The sequence below is a fragment of the Sphingobium sp. genome, from assembly GCF_041987595.1.
In the GTDB taxonomy this organism is placed as follows: domain Bacteria; phylum Pseudomonadota; class Alphaproteobacteria; order Sphingomonadales; family Sphingomonadaceae; genus Sphingobium.
On the sequence record NZ_JBHIWJ010000001.1, the window covers coordinates 106,876 to 120,932 of the forward strand.

The following is a 14,057-nucleotide window of genomic DNA, read 5'->3' on the forward strand; positions in this document are numbered from 1 at the left end:
TCAATCCACGAACTGGCCAGTGTCAGTTGCTTGCGCGGGATCGAGCGCGGCGGCGCCTTCGCTTTCCAGCCGGGCGAGGGGCAGGCGCCAGAGCTTGACCGCGGGCGTCACCTGCGTCTGGACGAAGCGCAGGCCCCATTGGCCCTTGTCATGGCCGAAGCTGTTGACCCAATTGCCGCCCGCGCCGGGGTCCTTCTCCGCGATCACGATGCGGACGCGGCCGTCGGGTTCGGCGACATGGCGGTAATTGTTCACCCAGCCGTTGCCGTCCTCGAACGTGTCCAGATTTTCCTGCCAGATGTTGCAGATCTGGAAGTTCCAATATTCGCACGGCGGCGGGGTGAATTCCAGCACCAGCGCTTCATCCGGCCGCTTTTCCCAGCCGCCAAAGGCGACATGGCGATCCGGCACCCCGCCATTGGAGAGATATTGGGCGCGGCTGAAATCGAGCCGGTTGAGATTGGCCGAGAAATTGCCCTGATTGCCCTGCCACCAGTTGCGGACCAGCTCGGCATAACCCAGCACGCCCTGTGCCGCCCAGGCGAGATTGTTCGCCATCAGCGCGGGGGTGAGGGGTTCGGGGGCGGCGCCGTCCATGCGCTCGATGGTCATGGCCGGCGCGGTCTGGCTGGCGCGGTCGCTCCAGACCAGACGGATCAGGATGCAATTGCTGTCCGGGTTGAGCTTCAGCCAGTTCTTGCCGGGGCCGGGGTCGTTTTGCGACAGGATGATCTCGAAGGTGCCGTCCTCCGCGATCGTCAGTTGCTGGCTGGCGAGGAAGGCAGTGGTCTTGAGGTTGGAGGGGTCGAAGCCAGTCAGGCCATCGACGCCCAGCGGCGCCCAGTCCTGCGCGCCCGGATCGACGGGGGCGGGCGCGGTCAGCAGCGCGAGGACGAAATAAGGGATCGTCCCCCGCGTGCCGGTGATGCGATAGTCGCGCGCCTCGTCGAACTGGCACATCAGATGGTCCTGATCGACCGTCTGGAAATTGATCGACTGCCGCCAGACCATGTCGCGCAGGCGGGGCCGGGTCGGTTCGGCATTTTCGACCAGCCGCTCAAGGCTTGAGCGGGTGAGACGCGAGAGGAAGCGATACCATTCGGCCCGATCGAGGTCCGAGGGCTGGTCGCCGAAGCGGTCGATCATGCGGCCCGCCACCTTCAGCGTTTCGCAGAAATCCTCCCATGCGGCGCCGGAAAGCAGGCGCTCCGCGGATTTGTCGCCAGCGTTCATGTCAATTCTCCTGCCTGACGGGGAAGCGGTCGTAATAATAAGCGAAGCGTTCGCGCAGGGCGGGGACGTCGACGCCGAAAACACCTTCCAGATCATAGAGTACGCGGCCCTGCGCATGGCGCGGATTGTCGCTGAGATAGCCGAGCAGCGCGGCTTCGGCCTCTTGCGTCAGGGGCAGGCCGGCAAGGTCGTAGACCTTGCGCATCATCCCTTCCTGATCGGCCATATAGTCGTGGAACAATATGTCGATCGACTGGTCCGGACCCCAGACATGCCGCTGGTCGATGCAGGCGTGCAGAAGCCGGTCGATGCGGTCGATCCAGTGGCGGGCGAGGCCCGGCGGGTCGGTCGGATCGCGCCGGATGCGGTCGCTGTAACCGAGCATGGTGGTCAGCGATCGCAGCACCGCGACGGGATCGCGATGGGTGATGACCAGCGTGGCGTCGGGGAAGGCGGCCTTCAGAGCGCCAAGATTCTCCATATGCTGCGGCGATTTCAGGACCCAGCGATTGGGGCCGCGATACCAGGTCAGCACCTGAAGCACCTTCTTCTCGTAGAGATAGCTCTGTGTGCGGTCGTGCGCGAAATAATGGTCGATCCAGCGGGGGATGCGCGTCTGGAACTCCCAGCTGTAGCAATTTACGTCCATGTAGAGCAGCTCATTATCCTCATGGATCGAACTGGCCTCCATGCCGTGCATCGCCGCCATATGAGGGAGCATGGATTCGAAATGAGCCCAGAATTCGGCGGAGCGCTGTTCGCGAGGATCGGGCTGGCCCGGCGGCGGGGGCGGAGCGGAGGGGACCGGTTCCTCCGACTCCCAGAGGGTGAGCGAGCGCAGCCGCGTGTCGCGCGCCAGCCAGTTGACAAGATGGGTGGTGCCGGAACGGGGCAGCCCCGCGATGATCAGCGGCTTTGCGATGGGAATGTCGAGGATTTCTGGGTGGCGCTTCACCAGATCCTCGATCCGCAGGCGGTTCGCCATCACCCGGATCGCATGGTCGATGATGGTGATGCGACCGCCGCGGGTCAGCCCCCCATCCTCTGCCAGCGATTGCAGCACGACGGCCAGCCGCTCGCGAAAGCCGGTGTCCTCGCCAAAATCGGTAAGGCCGCCGGTGAGATCGCTGGCGCGGGCGAGGATCGCGCCCACGCCCATATGTTCGTCGAAATCGGCCGGCCCCTGTCGCGCGGCGATGATCGCGGGGGTGAGGCGCGGCTCCGCCAGATCGTCGATGATGATGTCCTGCGGCGCGGTCATGCCGTTTGCCTTTCGAAAGTCAGCATGACCTTGGCGGAATGAGCGGCGTCAGCCGCGACCGACAGCGCTTCGTGAAAATCGCCGAAGTCGAAATGGTGGCTGATGAGCGGCGTCAGGTCCTGCCGGCCGCCTGCGATCATCTCCAGCGCCTCGCCAAATTCGGCGGCGCGGTCGACGGCGATGGAGCCGCACATGTGGATTTCATTCGCCATCATGCGCCATAGGTCGATGGGACAGGGCTTCTTGTAGAGGGCGACAATGGCGATGCGGGCCCGATATTTGGCGACGCCGAACGCCTCCGTCAGCGCGGCGGGCGCGCCGGCGGCGTCAATGAAGACGTCGGTGCCGACAGTGGGGGAGCCGAAGCGTTCGCCATGGCCATGGTTGCGGCTGAGTGCATCGGTCATGCTTTCATGAGTAACGTTGCAGGCGAGGGTGGCGCCCAGGGCGCGGGCGCGTTCCAGACGGCTCTCCACCCGGTCGAATATCGCCACGTCGCGCACGCCCAGATGGCGCAGCATGGCGACGGCGCAAAGGCCGATCGGGCCGGCGCCAAGAATGGCGACCCTGTCCTGCGGCTGGACCTGCATGAGTTTCAGCGCATGGAGGCCGACCGACAGAGGTTCCGCCAGCGCTGCCCTGTCGAAGCCGACATGGTCGGGCAGCGGAAAGAGGGTTTCGCCGATCCGCGCACCGCTCACCCGGATGAAGGGCGCCATTGCCCCATCCGGCCCGCCGCCGCCGATGTAGCCATGGTCGGGATTGACCGCGACCCGCATGCCGGTGCTGATACCTTCGACATCGGTGCCAATGGCAGCGACGGTTCCGGCAAACTCATGGCCGATGGGGAGTGGCGCCTTCAGCGGTTCGATGCCGCCAAGGCCGCCCTGCCGGATATAGCTGAGGTCGCTGCCGCAGATGCCGCATGCGCCTACCCGGACCAGCACTTCGCCGGGGCCGGGACGGGGCAGGTCCACCTCATCCAGCCGGACGTCGCCGGGACCATGCACGCGGGCGAGCCGCATCGTGCCGTTCATCTCTCCGCTCCTTTTATCGTTGCGTTGAAGATGGCATCACGAGCTACGCATTGCCAGCAGTTGTTCTATCGAACATGTGAGATTATCGTTTTCCTGTGACTCATAATTCGCCCATAGATCTGCGCGCCTCTCGCCCCGCCGATCCCAAGCCCTGGACGGTGCTGGCGGTGGCGGACGGCTCGGCGGCGCGGATAGAGTTGCGCCGTTATGAGCTGCCAACGCCCAACGAGATGTGGGAGCTGGATGACGCGCCGATTCTCTCCATCGTCATGCCGCGCGCGGAAGGAACGCGGGGCGAGATCATGTTCGACATGGGCAAGCGGCAGCGGCATCGCGTTGGCCGCCTGATGCTGCGCCCCGCTGGAATCGCGATGCATTCGCGGGGCGATGGCGGGGTGCTGGACATATTGACCTGCCGGTTCGATCCGGTGCGCTTTGCGGCGACGACGGGTCTGGCGGAATGGGATGCGCGGCGGCTCAGCCGCTGCGCTGCGATCACGTCGACGGCAATCCTGACTCTCGCGGAACGGCTGAAGCAGGAGGTGCAGGCGCCCGCCTTCGGGTCCGCCGTGGTGATCGACGCGCTGGTCGACCTGTTGATGGTCGATCTGGGCCGGATCTTCCGCGGGGTGCCGCAGCGGGAGGAGGGGCAGGGCGGTCTCGCCCCCTGGCAATTGGCGCGGATCGAGGAGCGGCTGCGGTCGAGCGAGGGTGATTGGCCTACGACTCAGGATCTTGCGGCGCTGTGCGGCATCAGCCGGTCCCATCTGTCGCGCTCCTTCGCGGCGACGACGGGGACGGCGCTGTCCGACCATGCCGCCCTCATCCGGCTGGAGCGGGCGCAGGACATGATCCGGGCCGGGGCCATGCCGATGAACCTGATCGCGCAGACACTGGGCTTCGCCACGGCCAGCGCGTTCAGTGCTGCCTTTCGCCGGTCGACGGGCCTGACGCCGCGCCAATATCGGCAGGCATTTCACTAGAGTATCGTGCGCAAAAGGCGGGAACCGGTTTTGCACCAAAAGCCATGCGATAAAGGAAAACTAGAGCCTGCGGTTGGCGTTCAGGAAGGCGATCAGCACTTCTGCCAGTGCGGCCCCCCGGTCTTCCTGCACGAAATGGCCGCCGCCCGCGATGCGGGCATGGGGCTGGCCCTGCGCGCCGGGGATGCGGCGCTGGAAAACCTCTTCCCAGGCGATGGTGGCGGGGTCCTGGTCGCTGAAGGCGGTGAGGAAGGGCTTGTCCCACGTTTCAAGAAAGCGCCAGGCGGCGCGATTTGCTTCCAGTCCTTCGGCGCCCTCCGCGATCGGGATGCCGCAGGTGATCTGCAACATCCCCTTCTTGTAGCGTGCGTCGGGAAAGGGTGCGGCATAGGCGGCCAGCACCGCTTCGGCCACGTCGGTTGCGCAGGCGCGTCCGACCAGCAGGTCGAGCGGCAAGTCTTCCGCCGTGCGGCAAGTTTCGACCCATGCAGCGATGGCTTCGCCCGGCCAGCCGGGCACGCCCAGCGGCGGCGGATCGCAATTCTGGAGCAGGGTGTTGGTGGCGAGGATGGCGGCGAAACGATCCGGACTTTGCGCGACGACGCGCAGACCGATGGGACCGCCCCAGTCCTGACAGACCAATGTGGCCCCTTGCAGGTCGACCGTTTCCACAAAGGCCTGCATCCACGCGACGAAGCGGTCGAAGCCATAGTCCGTGCGGCTGGCGGGCTTGTCCGACCTGCCGAAACCGATCATGTCGGGCGCGATCACGCGATAGCCTGCGGAGACGACCGGCCCGATCATGTGACGGTAGAGATAGCTCCAGGTCGGATTGCCGTGCAGCATCAGCACGACGGGCGCGGCGGGGTCTCCCTCATCGATATAGTGCATCCGCAACGCCCCGAGCTGCGGATCGGCAATCTCCACATAATGGGGCGGGAAGTCATAGCCCGGCAGTCCTGCAAAGCAGTGATCGGGCGTGCGCAGGATGCCGGGACGTATCTCCATCCTACAGGATGTAGCGTTCGCGATAGGCAGCGAATTCACGCTTGATCGCCTCTTCGTCCAGCCCGAAGCGTTCCAGCGAATAATCATGCATGGGTCGCTGTTCGCGCTTGTTGCCGGCCAGGAACTCGCCCAGCACCGCCTCCAGCCGCTCGTCGACGGGAATGCCGACGCGGGAGAGGACGCGTTCCGCCTGGGTCATCGGGTCTTTGCCCACTTCGCGATAGTCGATGTCGATGAAGCGATGTTCGCCGATGCGCTCGCGCGCGCCTTCGAACAGGCGCATCCATTCGACCAGGCGCGGGAACCAGAATTCGCCCACTTCCCTGTCAGTCAGCGTCGCGCTGAGTTTGTAGAGCGCCGCCTGCATCGAGACATAGGACGGCACGGTCTGCAGCGGGTCGCGGTGCGTCATGATGAGCAGTGCGTCGGGGAAGGCTTTCGCGGCGACCTCGGTATAGGGCAGGTTTGAGGGACTCTTGAGAATCCATTTGGCGCCCCGGCGCGTCGGGTCCTGCCACTGAAGATATTGGAGGATGGTCCTGAGGTCCTCATGCCCCTTCGACTGGTCATAGTCGTTCAGCCAGCGGGCGAATGAAGGCACGAAATTCATGCCCTCGATCATCGTGCTGACGAACATCTGGCCAAGAACGAGGATTTCCTCGTCGGGCGCGTCGGGTTCGAGCGGGTGGATCGACGCCAGTTCGGGCGCCAGTTGCAGCCAGCCGTCGATCATCGCCTGAGCATAGGCGCGGCGCTCGCTGGGATTTCCGCGTTCTTCGCCGGGGAAGGGAGCGAAATTCTGCGCCTCATACCAGCGTAGGCCGGTCATGCCGGGCGCGCTGGCGAGCAGGCGCTGGAAAATGGTGCTGCCGGTGCGCGGCAGACCCAGGATGATGCCCGCGACCTCCACCTTTTCGTCCAGTATTTCGGGGTGGCGCTTGATGTCTTCGACCATGCGCAGCCGGCTGACGAGGCCCTTGACGATGACTTCCGTGGTGGAGGCATGACCGGCGGGGGTCAGACGGCCTTCCCGGTTGGAGGCGGCGATGAACTGGTCCATGGGTTCAAGGAACCAGATATCGCCGAAATCGGTCAGCTGCGCTCTGTCGCGCGCCAGATCCAGCAGTGTGTCGCGATCGAGGGACGGGGAAGCAATCTGGTCAGTTTGGGACGCCATGAAACTCACTCTGTCTGAAAGGCCGGAACATCGTTCATGACCGGCAGGAGCGCACCGTTCGCGGACAGGCAGGGTGTCAGTCTCAACACATCTCTCCAGCTCTTTTTTCCGAAGTCTTTACAGCGGCTTCGGCGCACTTGGCATGGCGCGGTCTGACGCCCGCGGCACTTCCGATCAATTGCGTAAACGGATAGCTCATTTGCTCTGTAAAAGGCAATGGATTATTGGATTATTCCCCATTTTATGCCGATGAGCGCAAAAACGGCTTTGACACAAATACGCAAATGCGGCATTGTCTAACGGTGGCGGATAGACCGGATTCCGGGGGTAAATTCCGGACAAGCCTGGAAGCTGCATATAAAATAAAAAAGTGGAGAGGGTGGAGGCATTCGCAATGCCCAAGGCTGACAACGATCGGCAAACGACGCGAGCATTGCGCCTTTCGGGGCAATCCTCTCCGCAATGGTCCCATGAGGACATACAAGATTCCGGTCGGCATAAGGCCGGATATATTGGGAGAGAGACATGAATTCTTGCGTTTCGCGGATTTCCAGACGGCGCTGTATCGGGCTGCTGGCCAGCGTTGCCCCTTCGACATTGCTGTTTCCGGCGCTCGCCGCCGCGCAGACGGCCGAGCAGGGTGCTGATCAGGTCGGCCAGGTGGGCATGGCCGAGATCATCGTCACTGCTAACCGGCGCGCAGAGCGCGGACAGGACGTACCCATTTCGATCACGGCGCTGTCGCCCCAGCGGCTGGAGCAGCAGGGCATTGCCAAAGAACAGGATCTGGCGGCGAGCGTTCCGTCGCTTGTCGTCGGCCAGAATGGGCAGGGATCGCGCGACAGCCAATCCTTTACCATCCGTGGCCAGGGTGCCACGTTCCAGGCGTCGCCGGGCGTGGTCGTCTATCTGGGCGAAGTGCCGCTGCCTGCAGCGATTACGCTCAGTCAGCAGGGTGGTCCGGGTAATTTCGTCGACCTTGAAAATCTGCAGGTCCTGTCCGGTCCGCAGGGCACGCTGTTTGGTCGCAATACGACGGGCGGTGCCGTCCTGCTCGTGCCCAAGAAGCCGACCAATGATTTTGGCGGCTGGATCAAGGGCGAATATGGCAATTATGACCGCAACTATATCGAGGGCGCGGTCAACCTGCCGATCGTCAATGACAAGGTGCTGTTGCGTGTCGCGGGCGCCTATCATGACCGTGACGGCTTCACGCGTGACGTGACCTTCAACAAGGACCGTGACAACGAACACTGGTTCTCAGGGAGGGTTGGCCTGACATTGAAGCCGACCGACGCGCTCGAAAACTATACAATGGCGTATTATTCCAAGTCGGACAATAATGGCACGGGCCTTGTCAACAAGGGTTTCAACATTAATGGTCTGAAATTGGTCGGTTTTTGTACCGATCCGGGCGAGGTGTCATCCGGCATCGACGTGCCTTGCGATGTGTATCGCGGGGTCACCGCTCGGTCCGATGCGCTTGGTCCGCGCCAGACGGCCTTTTCGACCGATGTGTTCCAGCAGACGATCAGCTGGGGCATCTCCAATACGACTGACCTGGAACTGAGCGACGAACTCAAGTTGCGCAACATCCTCAGCTATCAAAAGCTGCGTATCCGCTATCGTTATGACGGCGATGCGAGCGTATTGCAGCAGCATGACGTGGATCCAGGCGTGTTGCCGGGACCCGGTGTCGTGACATCGCCCTTTCCGATTAATTATTTCAATGCGACACTGGCGACCGAATTGCCTCGCGACGACCTGCGGCAGTTTACCGAAGAACTGCAGATACAGGGCGACATGATGGACAGCAAGCTGGTCTGGACCGTGGGCGGCTTCTATTATGAACAAAAACCGGACGGCCCACAGGGGTCGCGTGCCGTGGTCTACTGCCCGGCAGCCTTTACGGGCTTCTGCGGCGCCAGCTATGCCCGATATGGCACCAGCACCGTATCAAAGGCGGTCTATGCCCAGGCCACGCTTGATCTTGGACTTCTGACCCCTGCGCTCGACAAGCTCAAGCTGACGGCTGGCTATCGTTACACCTGGGATCATATCTCTGGTTTTGCCACCCAGTATAGCCAGCAGACGGCGAATCCCACGCTTGCGACCTGCGGTGCGGACAATTCCACGGTCTCCTTTGCTACGGCGGCGGCTGACTGCCAGTTCTCCGCCTCATTGAGAACCAAGGCACCATCCTGGGTCGTTGGCCTGGACTATAAGGTAACTCCGGCCATCCTGCTCTATGGCAAGGTCAGCCGGGGCTACAAGGCAGGCGGCTTCAACCAATATGCCGTTTTCACCAATACGCGGACCTTCGATCCGGAACATGTCACATCCTATGAAATCGGCATGAAGTCCGACTTCCATCTGGGTTCGATGCCGGTTCGGCTCAATACCGCCCTCTATACGCTGGACTACAAGGGTATTCAGCGGGCCACGGGCGACCTCAACCCCGTCACCTTTGCGGGCGGGGCGCGCACGCTCAACGCTGATGCCCGTATCCGCGGTGTGGAGGTCGAGGCGTCCATCCGTCCCTTCCAGGGATTGGAGATCGGCGGCAACCTCAGCTACACCGATGCGAAATACAAGAAATATCAGTATACGGTGAACAATGCTTTCGGTCAGGAAGCCTGCAATGGCTTTGTGCCCTTTCTTGGAACCGCGGATTCATCGTGCCTGAAGCTTCAATATCTGGCGCCCTGGATCTGGAGCGTCCACGCAGCGGCAGAACAACCGCTGGGCAAGGATGCCGGTACGTTGAGCTTGTTCGTCAACTATTCGCACACCTCATCCCAGAACACGGAAGCCGTCCAGTTGCCGTCGTCCCAGCCCGGCGCCGTACTGGGTGCTTATGGTACGCTCAGCGCGTCGCTCGATTGGAGGAACGTAATGGGCAGCGCCTTTGACGTCGGTCTGTTCGGCACCAATCTGGCTAACAAGCTCTATCGGACCAGCAACTCGGACGTCTACCAAAATGGTGGCCTGCTTTATTGGGCGACGATCTACGGTGAACCGCGCATGTATGGGGTCCGTGTGAAATATCACTTCGGCGCCGAATAACGGGGGGAACCGGGCCTCATGACCCGGCCGGGGTGCCCATAAGGCTCCGGCTGGGATGACGCTCAGATCACGAAAAGGGGCCGGAGGCTTGGGCAAGCCTCCGGCCCCTTTTCAATCTTCGTGCGGTGGTTCTAGCCCGCAGTCTGTCCGCCATCGACGGCAAAGGCTGCGCCGGTGATCCGCCGCGCTTCGGACGAGGCCAGAAAGGCGACGGTGTCGGCAATATCCTCCGGATCAGCCATTTCGCCGCCGTCCAGCCAGGACGCCGAGCGCATCACCATCGTCCAGTCGATATTTTCCGGCGGCGCCTGCTGCAACATCGGTGTTTTTACGCCGCCGGGGCAGACCGCGTTGACGCGCACGCCTTCCTTGGAAAATTCCAGGGCCAGCGCGCGGGTCAGGCCTACGACGCCATGTTTGGATGCCGAATAGGCGGCATTATAGGGTACGCCTACCAGCCCCGCTGCCGACGCCATGTTGACGATATTGCCACGGCGGCCGACCAGATGCGGCATGGCCGCGTGGCACATGTGATAGACGCCGGTGAGATTGACGGAGATCACCCGGTCCCAGCGGCCGCGGTCGACATCCTCAAACCGCCCGAAGTCCAGCACGCCGGCAATGTTGCAGAGAATGTCGAGGCCGCCATGCAGGCCGACTGCCTGATCGATGATCGCCTGCGCCGATGTTTCGTCCGACACATCCAGTGCAACGGCGGTCGCTGCCTCGCCGATGAGGCTGGCGGTTTCCTCCACCCCCGTCAGGTTCCGGTCGCCTATCACGACCCTGGCGCCTTCAGCGGCCAGCTTTTTCGCCACTGCCCTGCCGATCCCCGAAGCCGCGCCGCTGACGACCGCGACCTTGCCCTGCAACCGCATCCTTCCTCTCCTCAATATTGGCTGTTGTCATCAATGGATGCGTCATATAATTACGCATTTCAAGGCTGATTGGCGCAAAACAATTATAAGCGCGAATCGAATCGGCTCCGTGATCGGGCCGCTTAAGGAGGAGGATGCCTGATGCTGTCCCTTCAGGAAATTTCCGATCGGCTGGAGATCCAGGATCTTCTGTCGCGCTACAGCTATGCGATTGACGAAAGGGATTGGGACGCACTGGACGACGTGTTTACGCCCGATGCAGTCATCGATTATAGCGAGACGGGAGGCGCGAAGGGCAGCGTGGCGCAGATCAAGGCCTGGTTGCCGGTCGCGATGGAGCGTTTTCCCCGATACCAGCATATGGTCGCGACGACCAAATTGGATCTGGACGGCGACAGGGCGCGCAGCCGGACGGTGCTGTTCAACCCTATGGTCTACAAGAAGGATGACGGCGAAGAACAGGTGTTCTTCATTGGCCTGTGGTATCGCGATCATCTGATCCGCACGGAGAAGGGCTGGCGCATCGCCGAGCGTTATGAGGAGATGGGCTATGCCCATAATGTGCCTGCCATGCCGGAAATACCGTCGATCGCCGAAGTGACGGCCTTATGATCAAAAGCTTTCCCCATTTCGGCATCTACGTCGCCGACCTGTCACTTGCGACGCGTTTCTATGTCGAAGGGCTGGGGTTCGAGGCGCAGGAGGGTGGCAGCACCGATGCACCGGGGCCGCTGCTGGAAATGCCGGGCGCGACGGTGCGCACGCAGTTCGTGCGTCATCCTGAAGGGCTGCGCATGGAATTGTGGAGCGTCGTGGACCGGCCGCCTGCGGGCGCCGCCGATCCCCGCCCGGCGAACCTGCCGGGCCGGGCGCATCTGTGCTTTGTGGTGGACGATCTGGAGGGGGTGGCAGATCGGATCGCGGCCTTTGGCGGCACCCGGCTGGACGTGACCCGCAGCGATCTTGGGTACGGAGACCTCATGTTCTGCGCCGATCCGGACGGCACGCGCATCGAACTGGTCCAGATCAAGAGCGGCTGGCCGGGCTATACCGAGGAACGAAGGCCGGACCCGACGGGCCCATGGCCAGCAAAAGAGGAGTGAGGGATATGGACGCAGGGTCCTATGGTGACGATGCGGCCGGTGCCGGTGGGGCGGCGCATCCCGGACGGGCGCGCTTCATGGTTTTCCGCGCCTTTCTGGCGCAGAATGTGGCGGTGGGATGTGCCTTTGGCGGCTTTGGCATTTCGGTCCTGCCGTTAGAGGCGCAATTTGGCGCAAGCCGGGGGACCGTGACGCTGGCCGTCGCGCTGAGCGTGCTTGTCATGGGACTGGTCAGTCCGCTGGTCGCAACTCTGATCGGGCGGATCGGACTGCGCTGGACGATGACCATCGGGACTCTGCTGTCCGCCGTGGGTTATGCCCTGCTGGCGGTTGCGCCCAGCATTACGGTGGTGCTGCTGCTTTACGCCCTGCCGATCGGGGTCGGGCTGGCCATGTTCGGGCCCTTTCCGGCGAGCGTGCTGGCGAGCAACTGGTTTTCCAGAAATCCGGGACCGGCGCTGGGCGTCGCGAACGTGCCGCTGTTCGTGGCGGTGCTGCCGATCGTGGGCATGACGCTGATCCGCGATCATGGCCTCGCCCTCTTCTATCTGGTGCTGGCGGGACTGCACCTGTTGATCCTGCCGTTCATGCTGGGGGTGTCTGACGGTCCTTCCGGCCGGGCCGTGGCGCATGGCGCTGATGGTCATGGCGGTCAGGCCATGCTCCCGGTGCGATCGATCCTGCGCCGTCCCGCCTTCTGGGCGATGTGCATCGGCGCGGGCTATCTGAACGCGGCGGGCATCACCGGCGTATCGCATCTGGTGCCCTTTGCCGCCGAACGCGGCGTGGCTGGTAATGAAGCGGCGCTGCTGCTGTCCGTCATGGGTGGCGCGGCGGTCGTCGGATCGCTGCTGGTCGGCGTTCTGTGCGGACGGCTGGGCGCTGCGCGGACTCTGGCGTTGATCGGCGCGGCGCTGTGTCTCAGCTGGTTCACTCTGCTCTCCACGACGCAATTCGTACCGATGGCGCTGGCGACGTTGTTGAGCGGCGCGGGGGGCGCAGGCGTGTTCCCGGCGGTCAACATGCTGTCTGGCCGACTGTTCGGACAGGAGTCGCTGCCGCGCGTTGTTGGTCTGTTCGGTCTGTTTACCTTGCCGCTGACTTTCTGCCTGCCTCCGCTGGCCGGCGTGCTGCACGATGCGGCAGGCAGCTATGGCCCCGTGGTGGCGGTGATTATCGGCGGGTCGGGTCTGGTGGCGCTGCTGTTCCTTGCCTTGCGGCAGGGGCCGGTGCGGAGCGTGGCCGTACCGCAAGGCTCACTGGCCTGATCGGAAGCGGGAAAAGAGCGCATGGCTTATCAGATAGATAAGGATGGGTCGGTTCGGCTGGGCGAGGGGCGTGTGCCCGTACCCGGCGGCGTCAGCGCGGAGGCGCGCACTTTTCTGGCGACGCCTCCCTGGGCCGAGGCGCCGGACCCGGATGCGGAGCGGCTGCCGATGTGGGCGCTGCGCGGCTTTGTCGATGAGCAGATGAAAATGATCGGCGATGCCGCGCTTCAGCGCTATCCGGTCGATGTCGAAGAGATCGAGATCGCCGGTGTGCGCTGCCATTTGGTCAGGCCCAGGGAGATTCCGTCGGAAAATCAGGGCCTGACCCTGATGAACCTGCATGGCGGCGGTTTCGTGATGGGATCGGGATCGCTGGTAGAGGCCATTCCTATCGCGCATCAGGCCAAGATCCCGGTGATCGCGGTCGACTATCGGCTGGCGCCCGAACATCCTTATCCCGCAGCGGTGGATGATGCCGTGGCGGTCTATCGCACGATGCTCGATTATCACCGTCCCGATCAGATCGGCATTTACGGCAGTTCGGCGGGCGGTTTCCTGACCGGCCAGACGATTATGCGGCTGGAGAAGGAAGGGATGCCGCTGCCCGCCTGTTGCGGGGTGTTTACCGCGGGCGGCGATCTGGGCGATCTGGGCGACACCGCCAATATCTTTACGCTGATGGGCTTCTGGGGCGATCTGATCCTGCCTGTGGATCATGAGATCAGCGAGATCCGGGCCTATCTGGGCGGGGCGGACCCGCGTGATCCGGCGGTCTCTCCGATCCATGGCGACCTGTCGCGCTTTCCGCCGGCACTGCTGATGAGTGGCACCCGCGATGCGGTGTTGAGTGCGACGGCCGGTTTCCACCGCGCGCTGCGCCGTGCGGGAGCGGAAGCCGAACTTTATGTGTTCGAAGCGATGCCGCACGCCCATTGGTATACATTCCATTTGCCCGAGGCGCAGGAAGCCATCGGCATCATGGGCGACTTTTTCCTGCGCTGGTTGCGCGGGGCCAGAAACTGAAGCGATTGGAAAGGAGCGTC

12 protein-coding genes are annotated in these 14,057 nt (G+C 63.1%); 6 read left to right on the forward strand and 6 right to left on the reverse strand.

Annotated features, from left to right (window positions below; translation table 11 throughout):
• The 3 genes from ACFC3J_RS00420 to ACFC3J_RS00430 are packed head-to-tail and all read right to left on the reverse strand — an operon-like array spanning window position 1 to window position 3,531.
• The gene (locus ACFC3J_RS00420) at window positions 1-1,233 is read right to left on the reverse strand and encodes a DUF1214 domain-containing protein (protein ID WP_375194236.1); all 1,233 of its coding nucleotides are present in this window, start codon (window positions 1,231-1,233) and stop codon (window positions 1-3) included.
• 1 nt (window position 1,234) lies between these two features.
• Window positions 1,235-2,494 carry a sulfotransferase gene (locus tag ACFC3J_RS00425; protein ID WP_375194237.1) on the reverse strand — a complete coding sequence of 420 codons (1,260 nt, stop codon included), beginning with the start codon at window positions 2,492-2,494 and terminating at the stop codon, window positions 1,235-1,237.
• Window positions 2,491-3,531 (reverse strand): zinc-binding dehydrogenase, encoded by a 1,041-nt coding sequence (locus tag ACFC3J_RS00430; RefSeq protein ID WP_375194238.1) that lies wholly within the window; start codon window positions 3,529-3,531, stop codon window positions 2,491-2,493. The genes ACFC3J_RS00425 and ACFC3J_RS00430 overlap by 4 nt, the downstream gene beginning before the upstream one ends.
• Before the next feature lie 95 nt (window positions 3,532-3,626).
• Between ACFC3J_RS00430 and ACFC3J_RS00435 the strand changes: the two genes are divergently transcribed.
• Window positions 3,627-4,514 (forward strand): helix-turn-helix domain-containing protein, encoded by an 888-nt coding sequence (locus tag ACFC3J_RS00435; protein ID WP_375194239.1) that lies wholly within the window; start codon window positions 3,627-3,629, stop codon window positions 4,512-4,514.
• A 60-nt stretch (window positions 4,515-4,574) separates the two neighbouring features.
• On the opposite strand, the gene ACFC3J_RS00440 is transcribed toward ACFC3J_RS00435, so the two are convergent.
• Together ACFC3J_RS00440 and ACFC3J_RS00445 are read right to left on the reverse strand one after the other, a co-directional pair.
• Window positions 4,575-5,522, reverse strand: coding sequence for a haloalkane dehalogenase (locus tag ACFC3J_RS00440; RefSeq protein WP_375194240.1), 948 nt, complete (start codon window positions 5,520-5,522; stop codon window positions 4,575-4,577).
• A 1-nt stretch (window position 5,523) separates the two neighbouring features.
• The gene (locus ACFC3J_RS00445; protein ID WP_375194241.1) at window positions 5,524-6,699 is read right to left on the reverse strand and encodes a sulfotransferase; all 1,176 of its coding nucleotides are present in this window, start codon (window positions 6,697-6,699) and stop codon (window positions 5,524-5,526) included.
• A gap of 525 nt (window positions 6,700-7,224) precedes the next feature.
• Here ACFC3J_RS00445 and ACFC3J_RS00450 point away from each other — a divergent pair.
• Window positions 7,225-9,765 (forward strand): TonB-dependent receptor domain-containing protein, encoded by a 2,541-nt coding sequence (locus ACFC3J_RS00450; RefSeq protein ID WP_375194242.1) that lies wholly within the window; start codon window positions 7,225-7,227, stop codon window positions 9,763-9,765.
• 131 nt (window positions 9,766-9,896) lie between these two features.
• On the opposite strand, the gene ACFC3J_RS00455 is transcribed toward ACFC3J_RS00450, so the two are convergent.
• On the reverse strand, window positions 9,897-10,643 hold the full coding sequence (locus ACFC3J_RS00455; protein WP_375194243.1) for an SDR family NAD(P)-dependent oxidoreductase: 747 nt from the start codon (window positions 10,641-10,643) through the stop codon (window positions 9,897-9,899).
• A gap of 141 nt (window positions 10,644-10,784) precedes the next feature.
• Here ACFC3J_RS00455 and ACFC3J_RS00460 point away from each other — a divergent pair, with 141 nt between their 5' ends.
• The 4 genes from ACFC3J_RS00460 to ACFC3J_RS00475 are packed head-to-tail and all read left to right on the forward strand — an operon-like array spanning window position 10,785 to window position 14,037.
• Window positions 10,785-11,255, forward strand: a complete 471-nt coding sequence (locus tag ACFC3J_RS00460; protein WP_375194244.1) for a nuclear transport factor 2 family protein — start codon at window positions 10,785-10,787, stop codon at window positions 11,253-11,255.
• Window positions 11,252-11,746: a VOC family protein gene (locus ACFC3J_RS00465; protein ID WP_375194245.1), complete on the forward strand. Its 495-nt coding sequence runs from the start codon at window positions 11,252-11,254 to the stop codon at window positions 11,744-11,746. Before ACFC3J_RS00460 ends, ACFC3J_RS00465 begins: the two co-directional genes overlap by 4 nt.
• Before the next feature lie 5 nt (window positions 11,747-11,751).
• Complete coding sequence (locus ACFC3J_RS00470) at window positions 11,752-13,014, forward strand: MFS transporter (RefSeq protein ID WP_375194246.1); 1,263 nt, start codon at window positions 11,752-11,754, stop codon at window positions 13,012-13,014.
• A 21-nt stretch (window positions 13,015-13,035) separates the two neighbouring features.
• Window positions 13,036-14,037 (forward strand): alpha/beta hydrolase, encoded by a 1,002-nt coding sequence (locus ACFC3J_RS00475; protein WP_375194247.1) that lies wholly within the window; start codon window positions 13,036-13,038, stop codon window positions 14,035-14,037.
• Window positions 14,038-14,057: the final 20 nt, after the last annotated feature.

Coding starts and splice junctions, on each gene's coding strand:
- ACFC3J_RS00420 (WP_375194236.1), bottom strand. CDS start 1,233: ATGAACGCTGGCGACAAATCCGCGGAGCGCCTGCTTTCCGGCGCCGCA.
- ACFC3J_RS00425 (WP_375194237.1), bottom strand. CDS start 2,494: ATGACCGCGCCGCAGGACATCATCATCGACGATCTGGCGGAGCCGCGC.
- ACFC3J_RS00430 (WP_375194238.1), bottom strand. CDS start 3,531: ATGAACGGCACGATGCGGCTCGCCCGCGTGCATGGTCCCGGCGACGTC.
- ACFC3J_RS00440 (WP_375194240.1), bottom strand. CDS start 5,522: ATGGAGATACGTCCCGGCATCCTGCGCACGCCCGATCACTGCTTTGCA.
- ACFC3J_RS00445 (WP_375194241.1), bottom strand. CDS start 6,699: ATGGCGTCCCAAACTGACCAGATTGCTTCCCCGTCCCTCGATCGCGAC.
- ACFC3J_RS00450 (WP_375194242.1), top strand. CDS start 7,225: ATGAATTCTTGCGTTTCGCGGATTTCCAGACGGCGCTGTATCGGGCTG.
- ACFC3J_RS00455 (WP_375194243.1), bottom strand. CDS start 10,643: ATGCGGTTGCAGGGCAAGGTCGCGGTCGTCAGCGGCGCGGCTTCGGGG.
- ACFC3J_RS00460 (WP_375194244.1), top strand. CDS start 10,785: ATGCTGTCCCTTCAGGAAATTTCCGATCGGCTGGAGATCCAGGATCTT.
- ACFC3J_RS00465 (WP_375194245.1), top strand. CDS start 11,252: ATGATCAAAAGCTTTCCCCATTTCGGCATCTACGTCGCCGACCTGTCA.
- ACFC3J_RS00470 (WP_375194246.1), top strand. CDS start 11,752: ATGGACGCAGGGTCCTATGGTGACGATGCGGCCGGTGCCGGTGGGGCG.
- ACFC3J_RS00475 (WP_375194247.1), top strand. CDS start 13,036: ATGGCTTATCAGATAGATAAGGATGGGTCGGTTCGGCTGGGCGAGGGG.